Origin of the sequence: Acinetobacter sp. V102_4, assembly GCF_031799005.1 — a bacterium.
Classification (GTDB): Bacteria; Pseudomonadota; Gammaproteobacteria; order Pseudomonadales; family Moraxellaceae; genus Acinetobacter; species Acinetobacter calcoaceticus.
Genome location: NZ_JAVQNR010000033.1, coordinates 137,261 through 156,921 on the forward strand (window position 1 = coordinate 137,261; position 19,661 = coordinate 156,921).

The following is a 19,661-nucleotide window of genomic DNA, read 5'->3' on the forward strand; positions in this document are numbered from 1 at the left end:
CTACCTACTTTAATTAACGACTTAAAGAGGGATGGTCTTTCCAGCAATATCGTTCAGGCCAATCTTTTGCCTCTTCGGCATAATCAATTCCGATACGTGGTGTCATCACCACTTCAGGCTGAGTGGATGCTGCTTCAATCCACAGTCCAGATTCCTCTCCTAGAGCTTGACCTTTTAAACTTCGATCAATTCCTAAATATCGTGTGAGTTTGCCGGGTCCAGCTAAAAGCTTATATTCTTTTTTGGTTGAAGCACCATTCAAAAATGCAGAACGAATCATTACCCCTTCAGGGATACCTTCTGTCTGAGTAATGAGGTTGAGCATTTCATACATGCCATAAATTAAATAGACATAAATCGTGCCACCTAAACCATACATCACGTCTGTTCGAGCTGTACGTTTATCATTGTAGCTATGGCAAGCTTTGTCTCGAATTCCTAAATAAGCTTCGGTTTCGGTAATCGTACATCGAATGACGTGTCCATCAGCTTGTCGCTTACATAACACGCATCCGATTAAATCATGAGCAACCTGTGAAGTTTCACGTTGAAACCAGCTTAATGGTAAAATATCTGACATAGTAATCTCTGAAATATTACATACCACACGATATACTTGATTATTCCAGTATATCTGTTAATTCTGCGAGTTGGCGATGCCTGAGTTACCCGAAGTCGAAACAACTAAAACCAGTTTATTTCCCTTATTGAATCAAAAAGTTCAAAGTGTAGAAGTACGCAATCCTAGCTTACGCTGGGCAATACCAGATGATGTTCAAAAACTTGTTGGGCAACATCTTATTGGATTAAATCGACGCTCAAAATATATCTTGGCAGAGTTTGAGCAAGATCAAATGCTCTGGCATTTAGGAATGTCAGGCAGCTTCCGCTTGTGTCAGCCAAATGATGAGCTTAGAAAACATGATCACTTCATCATTCGCTTTGAGGAACATGAGTTACGTTATCATGACCCGCGTCGCTTTGGCTGCATTCTCTGGCTAAACTCTGAAACACAAGGGAAGTTGATTGATACTTTAGGGCCCGAGCCTTTAAGTACCGACTTTAATGCAGAATATTTAGCTTCAAAACTTAAAAATAAATCTGTCGGCACAAAAATTGCACTTATGGATAATCATGTTGTGGTTGGTGTTGGCAATATTTATGCAACTGAAAGTTTATTCAATGTCGGGATCCATCCCGCACAACCTGCTGCGGACCTAAGCCTTGAACAAATCGAGAAACTGGTGATCGAAATCAAACGGATTTTAAAATCGGCGATTGATTTGGGCGGTTCGACCTTACGTGATTACAGCAATGCCATGGGTGAAAATGGTTATTTCCAACAGACCCTTTTAGCGTATGGACGTGCCGGACAGATGTGTGTTAACTGTGAAACCACATTAGAAAACTTGAAACTTGGACAACGTGCAAGTGTATTTTGCCCAGAGTGCCAACCCCTCAAAAAGCCCAATAAGCTCTAATTTTCAGAGGAAGTCATAATGCAAACAGCAATCGTCCGACATATTCTGGTCAAAGATAAAGACTTAGCCGAACAGTTAAAAAAGAAGCTACAAAGTGGTGCTGACTTTGCCAAACTTGCCAAGCAATATTCAACTTGTAATTCAGCAAAACGCGGTGGTGAATTAGGCGAGGTCAAAAAAGGACAGCTGGTACCAGTGATTGATAAAGTGGTATTTACAGCCGCTGAGCGTGTACTACAAGGACCAATAAAAAGCCAATTTGGTTATCATCTTTTAGAAGTTAAATTCAGAATGAGTAGCTTACGTTGATTCCATTATTTTAATTGTGGTTTTCAGAAGCTTGAGCCTGCGCATTCAGTTGATATGTCCAAGCTTTGATCTGTTCACCCGACTCAAGCTTCACATCTGCTATGACACGTTGATATTGAAAACCTTCAAAATCATCAAGCATCTGCCAGTTTTCTGCCAGTTTTTCTGTGCTAAACAGATAACCCTCTACCCAATCGGCTTTTTCGTCTAAAACAATTGCTTTTAAGCCTTTGTCGGGTCCCCAATCTAAAATATGAATCACACCACGCACACTGGCTTTTATCCAGTTACCGCCAATCTGCTCTAAAATATGAGCATTTGCTTTATTTGGGCATAAGGTTCCATACACAAAAAGCTGATTCATTTATTTATACCCCTTTTACAATATGTGTAGTTGAACTTATCGGTAACCTTTCAATTTTATCAATATCTTTAGTCCAACATAAAATACTTAGTAATAAAAAACGGCACCTTTAGTACCGTTTTTTATTAATTCAGAAGATTGTTAAGCTTGCTTTTTCAACTCATCACGAATTTCACGCAATAATTGAATATCTTCAGGAGTTGCAGCTGGAGCTTCTGGTTCATTCTTATCACGGCGAAGTCTGTTTAATAATTTCACCATTAAGAACACAACCCAAGCCAAAATAATAAAGTTGATTAAAATGGTGAGGAAATTACCATAGGTTAAAACATTGATACCTGCTTTTTGCAAAGCATCTAAAGATTGCAGATTGGCAGGATTTGCTCCTAGAACAATGAATTTCTGCGAAAAATCAACACCACCACCCGTAATTACAGTGATAAGCGGCATGATAATATCTTTTACTAAAGAGTCTACGATTTTGCCAAAAGCACCACCAATAATCACACCAATGGCTAAATCCATCATATTGCCTTTCACGGCAAATTCTTTAAATTCTTGAATAATACTCATCTAAACATCTCCAGATGTCGGGGGTTAAAACACGTTATATTTTTCTTTTTCATTGGCATCTTATCCATTTAGATAGTACTCGCCATGATATTGATAATTTAATATTTTTATCAAAAAAAGAAAGTTATTTCACACTTTAACAACATATTAACTGAGAAGAAAAATATGATTTTAAGCTTAGTTTAATTGCAAATATAACGATTAAAAAAACCGCTAAATTAATTTAGCGGTTTTTTCTTTTTCACTTAAGAAAAATTATTTATCACGGTTACGTTTACGTTCATTTTCAGTCAAGTAACGCTTACGGATACGAATTGACTTTGGAGTAACTTCAACTAATTCATCATCTTCAATGAATTCAAGCGCTTGTTCAAGCGTGTATTCCATTGCAGGTGTTAAAGTTAATGCTTCATCAGTACCAGATGCACGAACGTTAGTTAACTGTTTCGCTTTAGTTGGGTTAACAACCATGTCATCTGAACGAGAGTTAATACCGATGATCATGCCTTCATATACTTCTAACTGTGGCTTCGCGAATAAACGACCACGGTCTTGAAGTGTAAATAATGCATAGCCCAAGCAAGTACCTTGAACCATTGAAATCAATACACCATTTTGACGTTTCGCAACAGTACCAGCTTTTGCTGGACCATAATGCGAGAAGCTTGATGTCATGATCCCTGTACCAGAAGTCATGGTCAAGAATTCAGAACGGAAACCGATCAAACCACGTGAAGGCACAGTTGCTTCAATACGGATACGGCCTTTACCGTCAACTTCCATATTGGTCATTTCGCCTTTACGGAAGCCCATTTGTTCCATAACAGAACCTTGATGCTGTTCTTCAACGTCAAAAGTTACGTTTTCGTAAGGCTCTTGTTTTTCACCGTCGATTTCTTTCATGATTACTTGTGGACGTGACACGCCCATTTCGAAACCTTCACGACGCATGTTTTCAATTAAAACTGAAAGATGAAGTTCACCACGACCAGATACTTTGAAACGGTCTGGACTGTCAGTATCTTCAACACGTAAAGCTACGTTATGGATTAATTCGCGATCTAGACGTTCACGGATATTACGTGAAGTTACGAACTTACCTTCTTTACCAGCAAACGGAGAGTTGTTTACTTGGAATGTCATAGATACTGTAGGTTCATCTACAGATAAAGCTGGCAATGCTTCAACATTTTTCGGATCACAAATCGTGTCAGAAATGTTAAGCGCATCAATACCAGTAATACATACGATATCACCAGCAGATGCTGAATCAACATCAATACGCTCTAAACCATGGTAACCCATGATTTTTAAGATACGACCGTTACGTGTATTGCCTTCTTTGTCAATTACAGTAACAGGAGTATTTAATTTTACTGAACCACGTTGAATACGACCAACACCGATAACACCTACGAAGCTGTTATAGTCAAGTGAAGAAATCTGCATTTGGAATGGACCGTCAGCATCAACTGCTGGTGGTTCAACGATGTCTACAATCGTTTCAAACAACGGCGTCATGTCTTCTGCAAGTTCTTCAGGTGCAGGACCTGCAACACCACGTAAACCTGATGCATAAACGATTGGGAAATCCAATTGTTCATCAGTTGCACCAAGGTTATCAAATAAATCAAATACTTGATCGATAACCCAGTCTGGACGTGCACTTGGCTTGTCAACTTTGTTAATAATAACAATTGGTTTTAAACCACGAGCAAACGCTTTTTGAGTTACAAAGCGAGTTTGTGGCATTGGACCTTCTTGAGCATCAACGAGCAGTAATACGCAGTCAACCATCGACAATACACGTTCTACTTCACCACCGAAGTCGGCGTGTCCCGGGGTGTCAACGATGTTGATACGGTAAGTTGTATCAGTACGCTTATCTAACCAAGTAATAGAAGTGTTCTTTGCAAGAATGGTAATACCACGTTCACTTTCAAGCGCGTTCGAGTCCATGACACGCTCAATCTCGCCTGCTCGGTCACCGAGAGCACCTGATTGCTGAAGAAGTTTATCGACAAGTGTGGTTTTCCCGTGGTCGACGTGCGCAATAATTGCGATATTACGGAGATTTTTGATATCTGACATGAAAATTCGAAACGCCTGAAATTTGAGGGCAAATTATACAGAAAAACACTACTCTTGAGTAGTGACAGTTTATTGACATTGACAAAAAAAATTTCTAATAGCCTGTATTTCGTTTTGTAAAGATAGTTATCTCGATTAGAATAGCGCCAATTTGCGAAATTGCGGCGTACCTACACCCATGTCCAGTCAACATTCCCAAGACCATTTAGACCTTGTTTATGGCTTAAATGATCGGCCAAAACCGTTGATAGCTTTTTTAGCAGCTTTTCAACATTTGCTTGCGATTATTGTACCAATTGTTACGCCTGGCCTTTTAATTTGTTTAGCTTTAGGTGTTTCACGCACTGAAACTAACATGATTTTATCGATGTCTTTGGTGATTTCGGGCATTGCTACATTTTTACAATGTAAAAAAGTTGGTCCATTTGGTGCCGGTCTTCTTATTGTTCAAGGCACAAGCTTTAACTTTATTGGTCCTATTATTGGGATTGGTAGTGCAATGGTTGCCGCAGGAACACCTGTAAACCAAGTCATGGCTGCAATATTTGGTGTGGTCATTGCAGGTTCCTTCATTGAAATGGGTGTTTCGCAAATTCTTCCATGGGTAAAAAGACTAATTACTCCTTTGGTGACTGGTATTGTTGTTCTATTAATTGGCTTAACACTTATTAAAGAAGGCTTGATTAGTATGGGTGGTGGCTACCAAGCCATGCAAGATCATACTTTTGCAAGTGCAGACAACCTTATTATGTCATGTACCGTACTTGCCATTATTGTTGTTCTAAATCGTATTCGAGTGGTTTGGATTAAAAGTTCAGCTATTTTAATCGCTTTAGTGAGTGGTTACATTCTTGCTGGATTTATGGGACATCTAGATTTCTCTGGTATTAAAGATGCGCCACTCGTACAAATTCCAACACCAATGCACTTTGGTTTGAGCTTTTCTTGGGGATTGTTCATTCCAATGGCATTCATTTACTTGGTGACCTCTTTAGAAGCAATTGGTGATGTGACAGCAACTAGTAAACTTTCCAACCAACCTGTTAATGGCCCAGTATGGATGCAACGTATTAAAGGTGGCGTGTTAGTTAATGGTGCAAACTCTTTATTGGCAGGATTATTTAACACTTTCCCTAGTTCTGTTTTCGCTCAAAATAATGGTGTAATTCAACTCACTGGGGTTGCTAGCCGCTATGTAGGTATCTGGATTGCCATTTTACTGATTTTATTAGGTCTATTTCCTGCGGTAGCTGGTGTGATACAAGCAGTTCCTCAAGCAGTATTAGGTGGCGCTGTTATGGTAATGTTCGGTGCAGTGGCTGCATCTGGTATTAATATTCTTTCTTCAGTTCACCTTGATCGCCGAGCTTTATTAATTATTGCCATCTCACTTGCATTAGGTTTAGGTGTTGCTCAAGTTCCTCAAATTTTAGAACACCTTCCAGAATTATTTAAAAATATTTTTAGCTCTGGCGTGGCGACAGGTGGTATAGCAGCATTGATTTTAAATGTTGTACTTCCTGAAACGCATAAATAACTAACTTTTAATCTTGATTACTGCCCAGCTCCCACTGGGCATTCTTCTTCATGAGAGATGTACATGGATCCTAGAAGTGAAGTGGTATTAAGACAGCAAGACTATTTAAAAGGTAGAATCTTGTTAATTAATGCACCGAATGATGCCTTAGTCAGTCAATTACCCGCTGGGACTGATGCGTCAGTCTGGACATGGAACCATGCCGACTATCAGGGATTTATAAATAATGGAACAGAAGCGCACTTCTCAGTTGAGTTTCCATCACAAGAATTCGACCAAGCAATCATTTTTGTTCCAAAATCTAAAGAGCTCTTGAATTACATATTGCATGTAGTGATGAGTCATCTTAAAACCGATCAAGCTGTTTTTTTAGTCGGTGAAAAAAAGGGTGGCGTAGAAAGAGCGGCCAAACAATTACAAAATTTCGGCAAAGTACTAAAACTTGATAGTGCCCGCCACTGTCAATTGTGGCACTTAAAGATTGAGAAAACAGAACAGATTAAACCTCTGGAAAAATGGCTTAAAACTTATACTGTTCATGTGAATGAACAAGAGCTTACGATTTGCGCCCTACCCGGTGTCTTTAGCCAAAATCATCTAGATGTCGGAACTGCTGTTTTACTCCCTTATCTTAATCAGGTGAAATCAGGTAGAATTGCCGACTTCGGGTGTGGTGCTGGAATTATCAGTTGCTATTTGGCAAAAATAAATTCAAGTAATATTATTCATGCCCTAGATATTGATGCTTTCGCTTTACGGTCAACGGAAATGACTTTTAGTCGAAATGGAATAGGTTCAGACCAGTTGAGATTGCAGCCTGTTATAGGTATTGCAGACGCTCCAACAGAACTCGATGCCATTGTCAGTAATCCCCCTTTCCATCAAGGTATTCATACCAACTATGATGCAAGTGAAGGACTCTGCCAAAACGCTAAAAAACATTTAAAGGCATCAGGTGAGCTATGGATTGTAGCAAACCGTTTTTTAAACTATCCGATCTTAATTGAGAAGCACTTTGGTCAGTGCCAGATTAAAACTGATCTTCAAGGCTTTAAGGTGTTATATGCCTGTGCATAACAAACTATGTAAGGAATCTCCATGAGCGAAACACATGCTCCTGAAAAACTCCAGCGTAAGCTTGGGGCTCGTCATCTGAATATGATCGCCATTGGTGGTTCCATTGGTACAGGCCTCTTCCTTGCTTCTGGATCAACCATTGCAAATGCTGGTCCGGGTGGAGCGCTACTCGCCTACTCTCTCATTGGTATTATGATTTACTTCTTAATGACCAGCTTAGGTGAGCTTGCAACCCACACCCCAACTTCTGGTGCTTTTTTTACATACGGCAGTCGCTATGTCGAAGAGGGCTTTGGTTTCGCTCTAGGCTGGAACTACTGGTACAACTGGGCAATTACGGTTGCATTCGAACTTGTTGCAGTTCAGTTTATTATGAAATTCTGGTTCCCTGATATACCAGGATTCTATTGGAGTGCCCTGTTCCTTGTCGTTATCTTTATGATTAATGCAATGACTGTAAAGGGATTCGGCGAAAGCGAATTCTGGTTCTCAATGGTAAAAGTGATCGCCATCGTTGCCTTTATTATCATTGGTTTAGCCATGATCATTAAGATTATGCTAACTCCAGGTGTCGCAGCTTTTGGAAACTGGACCTATAAAGAAGCACCTTTTGTAGGTGGTTTACAGGCCATGATTGGTGTTGCAATGATTGCCGGATTCTCTTTCCAAGGAACTGAGATGGTTGGCGTTGCTGCTGGTGAATCAAAAGATCCAAAGAAGACGATTCCACTTGCAATCAAACAGATTTTCTGGCGAATCTTACTGTTTTATATCTTATGTATTTTCATTATCGGCACTCTCATTGCCTATGATGACCCAAATTTGTTGCAAGCTGCTACCACTGAAAATATTGCGCTTTCTCCATTTACCTTACTCTATGAAAGAGTTGGCTTTGCGTTTGCTGCTGGTTTAATGAATGCTGTCATTCTTACCGCTATTTTATCTGCAGGTAATTCGGGCATGTATTCTTCAACCCGTATGTTGTTTAAAATGGCTCAAGAAGGCCGTGCTCCAAGGTGGTTTGCAAAACTTGATGGTCGTGGCGTTCCAATGAATGCACTATATGCCACAACATTTATCGCTGCATTTTGTTTCTTGACGACTTTTATTGGTGAAAAACAAGTATTTAACTGGCTACTCAATATGTCAGGTATGTGCGGTTTTATTGTTTGGTTAGGAATTGCTATTTCGCACTACCGTTTCCGCAAAGGTTATATTGCTCAAGGATATAAATTAGAAGATTTAGCATACCGTGCCAAATTTTTCCCATTTGCACCTTGGTTTGCATTTATCCTATGTTCAATCATTATTTTGGGACAAAACTATCAAGCCATTTTAGGTGGAAAAATTGACTGGTTAGGCTTACTTTCAACCTATATTAGCTTGCCATTGTTTTTAATTATCTGGTTAGGCTATAAGTGGAAAAATAAAACTAAACTGATCCCTTATGATCAGATGAACGTCAAACCTGAACAAGATTAAAAGTCGGTTCTAATAGGTAATTTAAAGTTAATCAAAGATCAAAAACTTGATCTTTGATTTAAAAAGCGTACAATTCCGTTCAGATTTTCAACGGCACTTTTAAATAAGGAGGACATCATGCCAACAGTACAAGGTAAAACAGACTAAATGATTTGGCACGATGTCAGCTCACGGACAAGTGTACAAATTCACTTCACTTGTCCGAATGCTCAAATTTAAGACCTAGCATTCGCTAGGTTTTTTTTATGCCTGCTCGGACAAAAATAAGAGAAAAATTATGGGCATACAAAAAATATTAAACGAGGAGGCACTGTATGGTGTTCCCGTTAAAATTTTCACTCAAGATATAGATAGTGAAAGTATTGAACAACTTAAGAAAATGGCTCAACTGCAATTTATCTATTCTCATATTGCAGTCATGCCAGATGTTCACGTCGGAAAAGGTGCGACTGTAGGAAGTGTTATTCCGACTAAACATGCCATTATTCCTGCTGCTGTAGGCGTAGATATTGGCTGTGGAATGAATGCAATTCGTTTAAGTCTAAAGGCTTCTCAATTGCCAGATAGTTTAAGTCGTTTACGAGATGCTATTGAGCGTAAAGTCCCCGTTGGATTTGCCTTACATAAACAAATCAAGGCAAAAGCTTCAAGCATTATTCCACTTGAAAAAAGCTTAGAGCCGATTATCAAAAAGCATCCTGGTCTTGTCCGGATGCTTCGACAATTTGATGCGACATGGCAAAAACAATTGGGCACTTTAGGTGGCGGCAACCACTTTATCGAGCTCTGTATTGATGAAAATCAAGACGTATGGATCATGCTGCATTCGGGTAGTAGAGGGCTTGGTAACGTTATTGGCACTTATTTTATTGAGTTAGCCAAGAAAGAGGCTCAGCATCGTTTTGGTCATGTACCTGATAAAGATTTGAGTTATTTTGCCGAAGGCTCAAAAAGTTTCGATGATTATGTGGAAGCGGTAGAATGGGCTCAAGAATATGCTTTTGAAAATCGCAAAGAAATGATGCGATTAATATTAGAAGCAATTCGCCCTCTTCTACCCTCTTTTCAAATGACAAAAGAAGCAATTAATTGTCACCATAACTATGTAAGCCGTGAAACACATTTTGGTGAAAATTTATTGATTACCCGAAAAGGCGCAATTCGTGCTGGTTTAGATGAGTTAGGCATTATCCCAGGTTCAATGGGAGCAAGATCTTATATCGTTAGAGGTAAAGCAAACGCTGAGTCATTTTGTTCTTGTTCTCATGGAGCAGGTCGTAAGATGAGTCGAAGCAAGGCGAAAAACCTTTTTAACCAGCAAGACCTTATTGAACAAACCCAAGGTATTGAATGCCGTAAAGACAGTGGTGTGATCGATGAAATCCCAAGTGCTTATAAGGATATTGATGAAGTCATGGCAAATCAGGCTGACCTCATTGAAGTTGTCCACACACTTAAACAAGTTTTATGTATTAAAGGTTAAAATATGAAAATTAAAGAAATGTCAAAAATCAAAGTCCGTAATCAGGTGGCTCTTTCCCCTTTACTTCACAAAGGTGGGATGCATGAAACGGAAAAACCTCGTGCCCAACATCGTAGAGATAGACAAGATACTAAACAGCAATTGAGAAAGGGTGATTGGTAAATATTTTAGACAGTAAACAAAAGAAATTATTATGAAGGAGACATAGAAATGATTAAATATTTTAAAAATCGCAATAAAAAAAGCGACTCTAACGAGTCGCTTTTTTACTGTTCAAGAACTCAAATTATTGAGCTGCTGCAGGAGCTGCCGCTTCTTGACCAGGTTGAACAACTACAGTACGGCTACCAGTGATTGTCGCGAATACACGACGGTTCATAGCACGGCCTTCTTTAGTTTTGTTGTCAGCAATCGGTTGATCCCAAGCGAAACCTTGAGTAGACAAACGAGATGCATCAACGTTGTATTCGTTTACAAGAGCTGATTTAACAGAGTTAGCACGAGCTAAAGATAAACGTTCGTTTAACTTACGTGGACCAGTGTTATCTGTGTGACCTTCGATACGTGCAGTAGCGTTAGGGTATTCAGTTAACTTCTCAGCAACTTTAGCGATTTCTGGCTTGTATTGGTCTTTGATATTTGATTTGTTAGTATCAAAGAACACACGAAGTTCCATGTTAAGGTCTTCAGTTAACTCTTGTGGTTGTGGAGCAACTGGAGTTGGTTCAACTGGAGCAACTTCTACTACAGGAGCAGCAGGCTTCAAGTGACCACCAAGAACTACGTTTAAACCAGCAAGAGCTGTATAACGCCAGTATTTCTCATCAAAATCATAAGTACCACGAGCTTCAGTACGAAGTGATAATGCATCATTCAAACGATAGAAAGCACCTACACCAGCGTTACCAATAGTGTCTTTTTTATCAACACCACCATCAAATTCAGTTTTAGTTTGACCAGCACCTAACAATACGTACGGCTTAAATTTGCTGTCGTAGTTCTTAGTAATCAAATCTGAAGTTGCGTAGAAGTTACCCGCAATAGTTTTTTGTTTATATTCAGAACCAGCTACGCCAGTACCTTCAAGATCACCTTTAACTTGGTTATATTCAGCTTCGAACCCCAACCAAGGAGTTAATTCAACACCTAGTGCAGCGCCAACGAACAAATCATCTTGTAATTCCTCATGACTTGTTAATTTATCGTTGTTATGGTCAGTATCCTGCCAAGTATAACCAACTAACAAAGGGGTAACAGTTACGCCCGCATTAGCAGCAGCTAATGGAGCAGCGACAAGCATAGCAAGTGCAATACGACTCAATTTCATGGATATCCTCCAGAGATAACAATTGTTGTTCAAGCTCAGCCTAAATTTATTGGCCCCTGAGATATTTTTACCCCAGTATTATTTTTAAGCTATTCACATTTGAATCATACAAACACTTGATAGACTTTCCAAGTGCTTGATAATTTTAATCAAGTAAATTATTGACAAAATTACTTACAATTTCCGTTGTAATTCGGTAATTTTTTACTCAACTAGCAAATATGAACAACTTCTTTCTTTCGCTTATGGTGATTTTACCAGTATTCTAGCGTCCTGATAACCTTTATTTAATTTTGTGTTTCCTCATTATAAAAAGCCATATAAATCATTGATAGAACGCATAAAATCAAAATATTTCTTTATATATTAAGGAATTTTAATGTTTAAATCTCCTGGTTTCACACTAATGGAACTCATTATAACGCTCACAATTCTTATGATTATGTTCACTATAGCTCTTCCGTTATACCATCAATTTATGGCTTCGGTAGAATTAAAAAACACTCCTCGACTACTCACAATTCATATACAAAAAGCCAAATACGACGCAATTCTACGACATAAGAGTGTCGTACTTTGCCCAAGTGTTGATTTAACGCTGTGTAATAGTAATTGGGATACAAGCCTTATAAGCTTTGTAGACATAAATCATAATCTACAGAGAGAAAGCGACGAAGAGATATTGACCAATGTTGAACTTAATCATCGTTATGGTTCTTTAAAATTTCAAAAATTTGGAAAAAAATTAAATAGTATTGTATTTCAGGGAGACACTGGACTGCCACGTGAGTCTAACGGCAGTTTTACATATTGTTCTTATGATCAGCTTAAAAACTTTAAATTGGTTCTCAGCAAAATGGGACATATTCGTTTAGAAGATATTAAAAATTGTTAGAACTCTACAGTCTAATGCAGAAGATAGCTCCCAATGATTTTTGCAATATACTGCCTAGGTTTTAAACATTTCTTATTTTGAGATTAAGAACAACTGGAGATTAGAACAATGACTGACATCGTAATTGTTAATGGTGCTCGTACTGCCATGGGTGGTTTTCAAGGATCGTTATCGGGACTTACTGCGCCTGAACTAGGTGCTGTAACCATTAAAGAAGCAATCGCAAGAGCAGGTTTACAACCTACTGATGTCGAAGAAGTCATTATGGGTTGTGTTCTTCCTGCGGGTTTAAAACAAGGCCCTGCTCGTCAAGCAATGCGTAAAGCAGGCTTACCAGATTCCACAGGTGCTGTGACTATTAATAAGCTTTGTGGCTCTGGTATGAAAGCAGTAATGCAAGCAACCGATATGATTAAAGCAGGTAGTGCTGAAATTGTTGTTGCTGGCGGTATGGAGTCCATGACAAATGCGCCTTATGTTTTACCAAAAGCACGCGCTGGCTATCGTATGGGTCATGGCGAAATTAAGGATCATATGTTTCTTGATGGACTTGAGGATGCTGAAACTGGTCGTTTAATGGGTTCTTTTGCTCAAGATATGGCAAACACACGTGGCTATACACGTGAGCAAATGGATGACTTTGCAATTCGTTCTTTGAAACGTGCTCAAACAGCGATTACTGAAGGCTATTTCAAAGATGAAATTGTTTCGGTTACCGTGCCTAATCGCAAAGGCGATGTTGTTGTTGATCAAGATGAACAACCTCTAAATGCAAAGATCGACAAAATTCCTTCGCTTAAACCAGCTTTTGCAAAAGACGGTACAATTACTGCTGCAAATGCGAGTTCTATTTCGGATGGTGCATCTGCATTAGTACTAACATCAAGTGAAGTTGCTGCTCAACGTGGTTTACAGCCGCTTGCGAAAATTATCGCAACAGCATCAAACTCTCAGCATCCTTCAGAATTTACAATCGCTCCTGTTGGGGCTATCGAGAAAGTTCTGAAAAAAGCTGGCTGGAATGCTCAAGATGTCGACCTATGGGAAATTAACGAAGCTTTTGCCATGGTCACCATGTGCCCAATTGATGATTTCAAACTTGATGCTGAAAAAGTAAATATCAATGGCGGTGCTTGCGCATTAGGTCACCCTGTTGGTTCTACAGGTTCTCGTATCATTCTTACGTTGATCCATGCTCTTAAACGCACTGGCGGTAAAAAAGGTATTGCTGCTCTTTGTATTGGTGGTGGTGAGGCTACAGCCGTTGCAATTGAACTCATTTAATTAAAAAACAATATTTCAAAATCCCGCTTCGGCGGGATTTTTTTTATGAAAAAACTACAAAAAATGACCCACAAAATCACTTTTACGTTTTAACTTATTCTTCTAAATGAAAACAACAATGGACTATAACAATGCAACTCAATCACTATCTCAACTTTCAAGGTCAGGCAGAGCAAGCGTTTAATTTCTATAAATCAGTTTTTGGCGGTGAGTTTGGCATGTTGAGCCGCTATGGCGATATGCCACCTACTGAAGGCGTGACTTTATCTGAAGCTGATAAGAATCTGGTTCTTCATGTTTCACTGCCAATTAATGAGTATACGGTACTTATGGCATCAGATACCAATGATCAGTTCTGTACCCCTAACAGCGTTTTTACCCAAGGTAATAATCACTACATTTCGATTAATCTTGAAAAAGATGAGCAAGAAAAAGCAAAACAACTTTTTGATGCTTTATCTGCAAATGGTCAAATCGAAATGCCTCTAGAAAAAACGTTCTGGGGTGCATTATACGGAGCGTTTACCGATCAATTTGGCATAAAATGGATGGTCAACTGCCAGCTTGATACTTAATATTTTCAACAATTAAGCCTCATAGAAACACTCTGATATTTCTATGAGGTTCTAAATATCAATATTGGAAAATTGAGCAATAATCATCAGCCCCACCGTAATGAATCCAATTCCAACCCACCCCGCCACATCAATATTTTGCCCAAGAAAAATCTTTGCCAGAAAAGCTGTCGCTAATACGCCAATTCCAGACCAAAGTACATACAAAATTCCAGCCTGCATATATTTCAAAGCAATCGCAGCACAAGCGAAAGAGATCATATATAGAATCAGAGCAATACCTTGAGCTGTCTTATTAACTAAGCCATTACCTCTAGCAGAATAGAATGTTGAGAGTACATCCGTCGCGATGGCAAATAATAACCACCAAGCACCGGGATTTATTTTTGAAATTAAGCCTAGCATTCTTGTTCTTCAGTTAAGTCATTTAAAAATTATTTATAAAAAAAGCTGAACCTAAGTTCAGCTTTCGTATTTGAAATCTATTTAAGCACCAGTTTGATAACTTGCCTGCGGTACAGCGGTTGAAGCTTGATATGGATTGGTAAAGTCTTGTAAACCTGCCGCCGCTTCTTGTACGTCTTTGCCTTCTTTTACGACAAAACTATCAAAGCCAGAACGTTTTAAGTAGTTTAAGACATCCTTAAATACATCACCCGTTGCCCGCAACTCACCTTGGAAACCTTGGCGGCGTAATAGTGCAGCAAATGAGTAACCACGACCATCACCAAAACCTGCAAACTCAATGAAAATTGCATTAAGCTCGTTTAATGGGAATGTATGATCTTCAGGTGAATCATTCACAGTCACATACAAAGCTTTTTTACCTTGAATGTTTGCTAATTGGTCTAGTTGAGCTGTTGTTACAACAACGTCACCTTGAGGAATAACACCATCTTCAGCAATGATTTGATAAGTATTGTCAGCGATCGTGCCATCTTTATAAAGCACTGGTAGAGCTGTATTAAGCATATGCACGCTCCTTAAATGGTTGAATTCCTACACGGCGATATGTATCAACAAAACGCTCACCTTCAGTACGTAAATCAAGATAAGTATTTAATATTTCTTCAATTACGTCAGGAACAGCATCTGCTGCAAATGATGGCCCTAAGATATCACCAATTGATGCATCATGGTCAGAATTACCACCTAATGTAATTTGGTAGAATTCAGCACCTTTTTTATCTACACCTAAAATACCGATGTTACCTACGTGGTGGTGACCACAGGCATTCATACAACCAGAAATATTTAAGTCTAAATGACCAAGGTCATACACCTTATCTAAGTCATCGAAACGACGTGTAATTGCTTCAGCAATTGGAATTGATTTCGCATTTGCAAGTGAACAGAAATCACCGCCCGGGCAACTAATAATATCGGTAATAAAACCAATATGTGCACGTGCCATATTTTGTTGTTCAAGCGCTTGCCATACATCGAACAAATCTTTTTGTGGCACATCTGCCAAAGCAATGTTTTGTTCATGAGTCGTGCGAAGTTCACCGAAAGTATATTTATCAGCAAGATCTGCAATAAAGTTCATTTCTTCGGTGGTCATATCACCTGGTGCGATACCTGCACGTTTTAGAGAAATCGTAACAATACGATAGCCCTTCACTTTATGTGCATGTGTGTTGATATTGAACCATTGCTTGAATTTTGGATGCTCAGCAAATAAAGCAGTGAAGTCTTCATCTGCCAGATCTTGATAGTCAAATGGGATGAACTCTTCATCCAGTTTTTTCAAGATTTCTGGCTGAATTTTTAATGCTTCACGTGTGTGTTCAAATTCAGCTTCAACTTTCTGAGCAAAAACTTCAGGAGTTAAAGCTTTCACTAGAATTTTGATACGTGCTTTATATTTGTTATCACGACGGCCATGCAAGTTATAAACACGCAGAACAGCTTCTAAGTAAGAAATTAAATCTTCACGTGGTAAAAACTCACGAATGACGCTACCAATGATTGGGGTACGGCCTAAACCACCACCAGCCATAATTTTGTAGCCGATTTCACCCGCTTCATTACGCACGATATATACACCAATATCGTGGAATGCTGTTGCAGCACGGTCTTTTTCTTCAAGTGCAGAAACGGCAATTTTGAACTTACGTGGCAAGAATGCAAATTCAGGGTGGAACGTACTCCACTGACGGATCAATTCACATGTTGGACGTGGGTCTGCAATTTCACCAGCAACTACACCTGCATATTGGTCAGTCGTTGTGTTACGAATACAGTTACCACTAGTTTGAATGGCATGCATTTGTACGGTTGCAAGTTCAGCTAAAATTTCTGGTACATCTTCAAGAGCTGGCCAGTTTAACTGAATGTTCTGACGTGTAGATACGTGTGCATAACCACGATCATATTCAGTTGAAACTTCAGCAATTTTACGTAATTGTTTTGAACTCATTAAGCCATACGGCACAGCAATACGCAGCATAGGCGCATAGCGTTGCACATATAAACCATTTTGCAAACGTAATGGACGGTATTCATCTTCAGAAAGTTTGCCCGCTAAATAGCGCTCTGTCTGATCGCGGAACTGAGCAACTCGTTGATTAATCAGCTGCTGATCGAAATCGGTATATAAATACATGGCGTATGGCTAGTAGATTCATTATTAAGGCAGATAGCATAGCGAGCTTTTATTCATCAATAAAATGCTTTTTTTGCATATTTAATAACGGTTTTATTGATAAGCTTTAATATAAATCGATATAAAAAAAGCCTGGATAAATCCAGGCCCTTTTTATAGAAGCATTTTATTTGTTATCTGGTAAGGCATAAGCCACTAAATAGTCGCCCATTTTCGTACCAAATGAACCATGACCACCGGCCATAATCACAACATATTGCTTACCATTGATTTCATAAGTCATTGGTGTTGCTTGTCCACCCGCTGGTAAACGCGCTTCCCAAAGTTTCTTACCATTAGTAACGTTAAACGCACGTAAGTAGTTATCTTGAGTTGCACCAACAAACATGACATTACCGGCAGTAGAAATTGAACCACCTAAACCAGGAACACCAATTTTTACAGCTGGTAATTGGAACAAGTTCGGTAAGCTGTCACGAATTGTACCAATACGTTTTTTCCATACCACTTCATGGGTTTTCAAATCTACGCCTGCAACATATCCCCAAGCTGGTTGTTTACAAGGTAAACCAAGTGGAGATAAGAATGCGCTGATTTCTACGCCATAAGGTACGCCGTACATTGGTTGTACGCCCTGCTCAGTTCCCGCACCTTTTGCAGTTTGCGCACGGTTTGGATCAGCAGGAATCAAACGGCTCACAAATGGCAATCCAATCGGGTTCATTACAGCAACCTGACGGTCAGGGTTAACTGACATACCACCCCATTCAAATACACCTAAGTTACCAGGGAAAACTAAAGTACCGTTTTCAGATGGTGGAGTGTAAATACCATCGTAATTTAGACGTTTGAAAGATACACGACACATGAGCTGATCAAGCATAGTGGCACCCCACATATCTTTATCTGTCAATTTGTCTTGTGGTGCCAAGTTCAAGTCAGAGAATGGCTGAGTTTTTGAGTAGAACTCACCTTTAGTTTGTGGTCCACGTTTAACTGTTTGTGGTACTGGTTTTTCAGTCACAGGAACAATTGGTTGACCATTACGGCGATCAAGAACAAAGGCATTACCTGTTTTTGTCAATACATAGATTGCAGGAACAGTTTGGCCAGCTTTGTTTTTAATATCAGCTAAAGATGGTTGTGATGGTACGTCCATATCCCATAAATCATGATGGGTTGTCTGGAAGTTCCACACTAATTTACCAGTAGAAGCATTAATCGCTAACATTGAGTTCGCATAACGCTCTTTCAGCTCAGTACGGTCACCGCCCCAGATGTCTGGTGTACCTACACCTGTTGGCACATAAACGATATCAAGTTTGGCATCGTATGCTAAAGGAGCCCACGCATTTGGTGAGTTATGAACGAAATTCGTACCTTCGCCCGGCATTGCATTTGGATCTGCTGCGCCAGTATCAAATACCCAAAGAAGTTTACCAGTGTTAACGTCGTAACCACGAATTACACCTGATGGCTCTTTGTTTGAGTAGTTATCTGTTACCGAACCAGCAATAACGACAGTTGAACCAGTCACGACACCAGGAGAGGTTGGGTTATAACCACCTGGGTAAGCGTATGGCATAAACTCTTGCAAGTTCACTTCACCATTTTGACCAAAGTCAGTACATGCTTTACCTGTATCAGCATTCACCGCAACTAAACGGCCATCATTCACTGGAACAAAGACTTTACGCGGACATTGTGTAGAGTTAGATTTCTTGCCTTGAAGACTCGTTGCAAACTCAGTTGTGTTGTTTGCATCGTAATACATCACACCACGACAAGTTAAATGCTGGAACGATTTATCCGTTTTAAGCTTCGGATCAAAACGCCATTTTTCTTTACCTGTAGCAGGATCAATCGAGATTAACTGCTGATGAGCTGTACAGATAAACATGTTATTACCGATTTTAATCGGAGTAACCTGATTGGTTGTTTCGCCAGAGTCATTACCCGTTTTAAGATCGCCAGTACGTAAAGTCCAAGCAACTTTCAAATCTTTTACGTTTTGGTCATTAATCTGTTTTAACGGCGAGTAACGCACACCTGCCTGAGTACGACCATAAGCAGGCCAATCACTCTCAGCAACACCAGGTACTGCTTGAGCAGTTTCTGGTTGAGGTGTTTTGATTTCACCATTAATTTCTTGCGGATCATTGAAAACAGAGTAAACCATCAACAAGATAGCGATTGCTAACGTTGAAGATAAGGCAACTTTACTTGATCCAAGGTTGTTGATTCCACGAGTCACGGCTGGAACCAATAACCATAAACCAAGAATGCCTAAAATATCTAAACGCGGTGCAAGCGCCCAAAAGTCGGTTCCAACTTCCCAGACACCCCAAATAATGGTACCTAGCATTAAAGCGGCATACACCCACAATGCTGTGGAAGCGCGCTTATAAAGTTGCCATGCAACAATCAGGAGTAATACACCAGCAATAATATAGTAAATTGAACCGCCTAATGTAGCGAGCCAAATACCTCCAATTAACAGGAATAACGCTAATAACCCAATAATAATTACGGTAAAAGTCGTTAATCCTGATCTTGAAGTAGGTTGATTCATAAA

Annotated in this window: 19 protein-coding genes; 10 read left to right on the top strand and 9 right to left on the bottom strand. The window is 39.4% G+C overall.

Features of this window, described 5'->3' with window-relative positions:
* Window positions 1-13: 13 nt before the first annotated feature.
* Complete coding sequence (locus RMB13_RS04430; protein WP_311084515.1) at window positions 14-580, bottom strand: DNA-3-methyladenine glycosylase; 567 nt, start codon at window positions 578-580, stop codon at window positions 14-16.
* A 76-nt stretch (window positions 581-656) separates the two neighbouring features.
* On the opposite strand from RMB13_RS04430, the gene mutM reads away from it, so the two are divergent.
* The gene (gene mutM / locus RMB13_RS04435) at window positions 657-1,481 is read left to right on the top strand and encodes a bifunctional DNA-formamidopyrimidine glycosylase/DNA-(apurinic or apyrimidinic site) lyase (RefSeq protein ID WP_311084516.1); all 825 of its coding nucleotides are present in this window, start codon (window positions 657-659) and stop codon (window positions 1,479-1,481) included.
* Between the two features lie 18 nt (window positions 1,482-1,499).
* Window positions 1,500-1,790 (top strand): peptidylprolyl isomerase, encoded by a 291-nt coding sequence (locus RMB13_RS04440; protein ID WP_003655265.1) that lies wholly within the window; start codon window positions 1,500-1,502, stop codon window positions 1,788-1,790.
* A gap of 10 nt (window positions 1,791-1,800) precedes the next feature.
* Here the strand turns inward: RMB13_RS04440 and RMB13_RS04445 are convergent, their stop codons facing one another.
* From RMB13_RS04445 to typA, 3 genes are all read right to left on the bottom strand, one after another.
* Window positions 1,801-2,154 (bottom strand): gamma-glutamylcyclotransferase family protein, encoded by a 354-nt coding sequence (locus RMB13_RS04445; RefSeq protein ID WP_311084517.1) that lies wholly within the window; start codon window positions 2,152-2,154, stop codon window positions 1,801-1,803.
* A 141-nt stretch (window positions 2,155-2,295) separates the two neighbouring features.
* A complete protein-coding gene (mscL, locus tag RMB13_RS04450) occupies window positions 2,296-2,727 on the bottom strand; it encodes a large conductance mechanosensitive channel protein MscL (protein WP_005036267.1) in 432 nt (143 codons plus the stop codon).
* Window positions 2,728-2,982: 255 nt separating this feature from the next.
* Window positions 2,983-4,818 (bottom strand): translational GTPase TypA, encoded by a 1,836-nt coding sequence (gene typA / locus RMB13_RS04455; RefSeq protein WP_005036264.1) that lies wholly within the window; start codon window positions 4,816-4,818, stop codon window positions 2,983-2,985.
* Window positions 4,819-4,996: 178 nt separating this feature from the next.
* Here typA and RMB13_RS04460 point away from each other — a divergent pair, with 178 nt between their 5' ends.
* From RMB13_RS04460 to RMB13_RS04480, 5 genes are all read left to right on the top strand, one after another.
* Entirely contained in the window at window positions 4,997-6,355 is a 1,359-nt protein-coding gene (locus RMB13_RS04460; protein WP_056483419.1) for a uracil-xanthine permease family protein, read from the top strand.
* A 63-nt stretch (window positions 6,356-6,418) separates the two neighbouring features.
* Window positions 6,419-7,432, top strand: a complete 1,014-nt coding sequence (locus RMB13_RS04465) for a class I SAM-dependent methyltransferase (RefSeq protein ID WP_311084518.1) — start codon at window positions 6,419-6,421, stop codon at window positions 7,430-7,432.
* 21 nt (window positions 7,433-7,453) lie between these two features.
* Complete coding sequence (locus RMB13_RS04470; protein ID WP_005036258.1) at window positions 7,454-8,914, top strand: amino acid permease; 1,461 nt, start codon at window positions 7,454-7,456, stop codon at window positions 8,912-8,914.
* 277 nt (window positions 8,915-9,191) lie between these two features.
* Window positions 9,192-10,397, top strand: coding sequence for an RtcB family protein (locus RMB13_RS04475; protein ID WP_311084519.1), 1,206 nt, complete (start codon window positions 9,192-9,194; stop codon window positions 10,395-10,397).
* A 3-nt stretch (window positions 10,398-10,400) separates the two neighbouring features.
* The gene (locus tag RMB13_RS04480; RefSeq protein WP_005036254.1) at window positions 10,401-10,559 is read left to right on the top strand and encodes a hypothetical protein; all 159 of its coding nucleotides are present in this window, start codon (window positions 10,401-10,403) and stop codon (window positions 10,557-10,559) included.
* A gap of 124 nt (window positions 10,560-10,683) precedes the next feature.
* On the opposite strand, the gene omp38 is transcribed toward RMB13_RS04480, so the two are convergent.
* Window positions 10,684-11,724 carry an outer membrane protein Omp38 gene (gene omp38 / locus RMB13_RS04485; RefSeq protein ID WP_078219676.1) on the bottom strand — a complete coding sequence of 347 codons (1,041 nt, stop codon included), beginning with the start codon at window positions 11,722-11,724 and terminating at the stop codon, window positions 10,684-10,686.
* A 379-nt stretch (window positions 11,725-12,103) separates the two neighbouring features.
* On the opposite strand from omp38, the gene RMB13_RS04490 reads away from it, so the two are divergent.
* The 3 genes from RMB13_RS04490 to RMB13_RS04500 all read left to right on the top strand — a co-directional run bounded on the left by RMB13_RS04490 (window position 12,104) and on the right by RMB13_RS04500 (window position 14,478).
* Entirely contained in the window at window positions 12,104-12,619 is a 516-nt protein-coding gene (locus tag RMB13_RS04490) for a GspH/FimT family pseudopilin (RefSeq protein ID WP_311084520.1), read from the top strand.
* 108 nt (window positions 12,620-12,727) lie between these two features.
* Window positions 12,728-13,903, top strand: coding sequence for an acetyl-CoA C-acyltransferase (locus RMB13_RS04495; RefSeq protein WP_311084521.1), 1,176 nt, complete (start codon window positions 12,728-12,730; stop codon window positions 13,901-13,903).
* Between the two features lie 131 nt (window positions 13,904-14,034).
* Window positions 14,035-14,478, top strand: coding sequence for a VOC family protein (locus RMB13_RS04500; RefSeq protein ID WP_311084522.1), 444 nt, complete (start codon window positions 14,035-14,037; stop codon window positions 14,476-14,478).
* A gap of 51 nt (window positions 14,479-14,529) precedes the next feature.
* On the opposite strand, the gene RMB13_RS04505 is transcribed toward RMB13_RS04500, so the two are convergent.
* The 4 genes from RMB13_RS04505 to RMB13_RS04520 form a co-directional block, all read right to left on the bottom strand.
* Window positions 14,530-14,883, bottom strand: a complete 354-nt coding sequence (locus RMB13_RS04505) for an SMR family transporter (RefSeq protein WP_311084523.1) — start codon at window positions 14,881-14,883, stop codon at window positions 14,530-14,532.
* A gap of 81 nt (window positions 14,884-14,964) precedes the next feature.
* Window positions 14,965-15,450, bottom strand: coding sequence for a DUF934 domain-containing protein (locus tag RMB13_RS04510; protein ID WP_004638960.1), 486 nt, complete (start codon window positions 15,448-15,450; stop codon window positions 14,965-14,967).
* The gene (locus RMB13_RS04515; RefSeq protein ID WP_017392463.1) at window positions 15,443-17,086 is read right to left on the bottom strand and encodes a nitrite/sulfite reductase; all 1,644 of its coding nucleotides are present in this window, start codon (window positions 17,084-17,086) and stop codon (window positions 15,443-15,445) included. The genes RMB13_RS04510 and RMB13_RS04515 overlap by 8 nt, the downstream gene beginning before the upstream one ends.
* Before the next feature lie 166 nt (window positions 17,087-17,252).
* The gene (locus RMB13_RS04520; protein WP_311084524.1) at window positions 17,253-19,658 is read right to left on the bottom strand and encodes a glucose/quinate/shikimate family membrane-bound PQQ-dependent dehydrogenase; all 2,406 of its coding nucleotides are present in this window, start codon (window positions 19,656-19,658) and stop codon (window positions 17,253-17,255) included.
* Between the last annotated feature and the right edge of the window lie 3 nt (window positions 19,659-19,661).

Coding starts and splice junctions, on each gene's coding strand:
- RMB13_RS04445 (WP_311084517.1), bottom strand. CDS start 2,154: ATGAATCAGCTTTTTGTGTATGGAACCTTATGCCCAAATAAAGCAAAT.
- RMB13_RS04505 (WP_311084523.1), bottom strand. CDS start 14,883: ATGCTAGGCTTAATTTCAAAAATAAATCCCGGTGCTTGGTGGTTATTA.
- RMB13_RS04515 (WP_017392463.1), bottom strand. CDS start 17,086: ATGTATTTATATACCGATTTCGATCAGCAGCTGATTAATCAACGAGTT.
- RMB13_RS04465 (WP_311084518.1), top strand. CDS start 6,419: ATGGATCCTAGAAGTGAAGTGGTATTAAGACAGCAAGACTATTTAAAA.
- RMB13_RS04460 (WP_056483419.1), top strand. CDS start 4,997: ATGTCCAGTCAACATTCCCAAGACCATTTAGACCTTGTTTATGGCTTA.
- RMB13_RS04470 (WP_005036258.1), top strand. CDS start 7,454: ATGAGCGAAACACATGCTCCTGAAAAACTCCAGCGTAAGCTTGGGGCT.
- RMB13_RS04495 (WP_311084521.1), top strand. CDS start 12,728: ATGACTGACATCGTAATTGTTAATGGTGCTCGTACTGCCATGGGTGGT.
- RMB13_RS04440 (WP_003655265.1), top strand. CDS start 1,500: ATGCAAACAGCAATCGTCCGACATATTCTGGTCAAAGATAAAGACTTA.
- RMB13_RS04475 (WP_311084519.1), top strand. CDS start 9,192: ATGGGCATACAAAAAATATTAAACGAGGAGGCACTGTATGGTGTTCCC.
- omp38 (WP_078219676.1), bottom strand. CDS start 11,724: ATGAAATTGAGTCGTATTGCACTTGCTATGCTTGTCGCTGCTCCATTA.
- RMB13_RS04520 (WP_311084524.1), bottom strand. CDS start 19,658: ATGAATCAACCTACTTCAAGATCAGGATTAACGACTTTTACCGTAATT.
- mutM (WP_311084516.1), top strand. CDS start 657: ATGCCTGAGTTACCCGAAGTCGAAACAACTAAAACCAGTTTATTTCCC.
- RMB13_RS04490 (WP_311084520.1), top strand. CDS start 12,104: ATGTTTAAATCTCCTGGTTTCACACTAATGGAACTCATTATAACGCTC.
- RMB13_RS04500 (WP_311084522.1), top strand. CDS start 14,035: ATGCAACTCAATCACTATCTCAACTTTCAAGGTCAGGCAGAGCAAGCG.
- RMB13_RS04510 (WP_004638960.1), bottom strand. CDS start 15,450: ATGCTTAATACAGCTCTACCAGTGCTTTATAAAGATGGCACGATCGCT.
- RMB13_RS04430 (WP_311084515.1), bottom strand. CDS start 580: ATGTCAGATATTTTACCATTAAGCTGGTTTCAACGTGAAACTTCACAG.
- mscL (WP_005036267.1), bottom strand. CDS start 2,727: ATGAGTATTATTCAAGAATTTAAAGAATTTGCCGTGAAAGGCAATATG.
- RMB13_RS04480 (WP_005036254.1), top strand. CDS start 10,401: ATGAAAATTAAAGAAATGTCAAAAATCAAAGTCCGTAATCAGGTGGCT.
- typA (WP_005036264.1), bottom strand. CDS start 4,818: ATGTCAGATATCAAAAATCTCCGTAATATCGCAATTATTGCGCACGTC.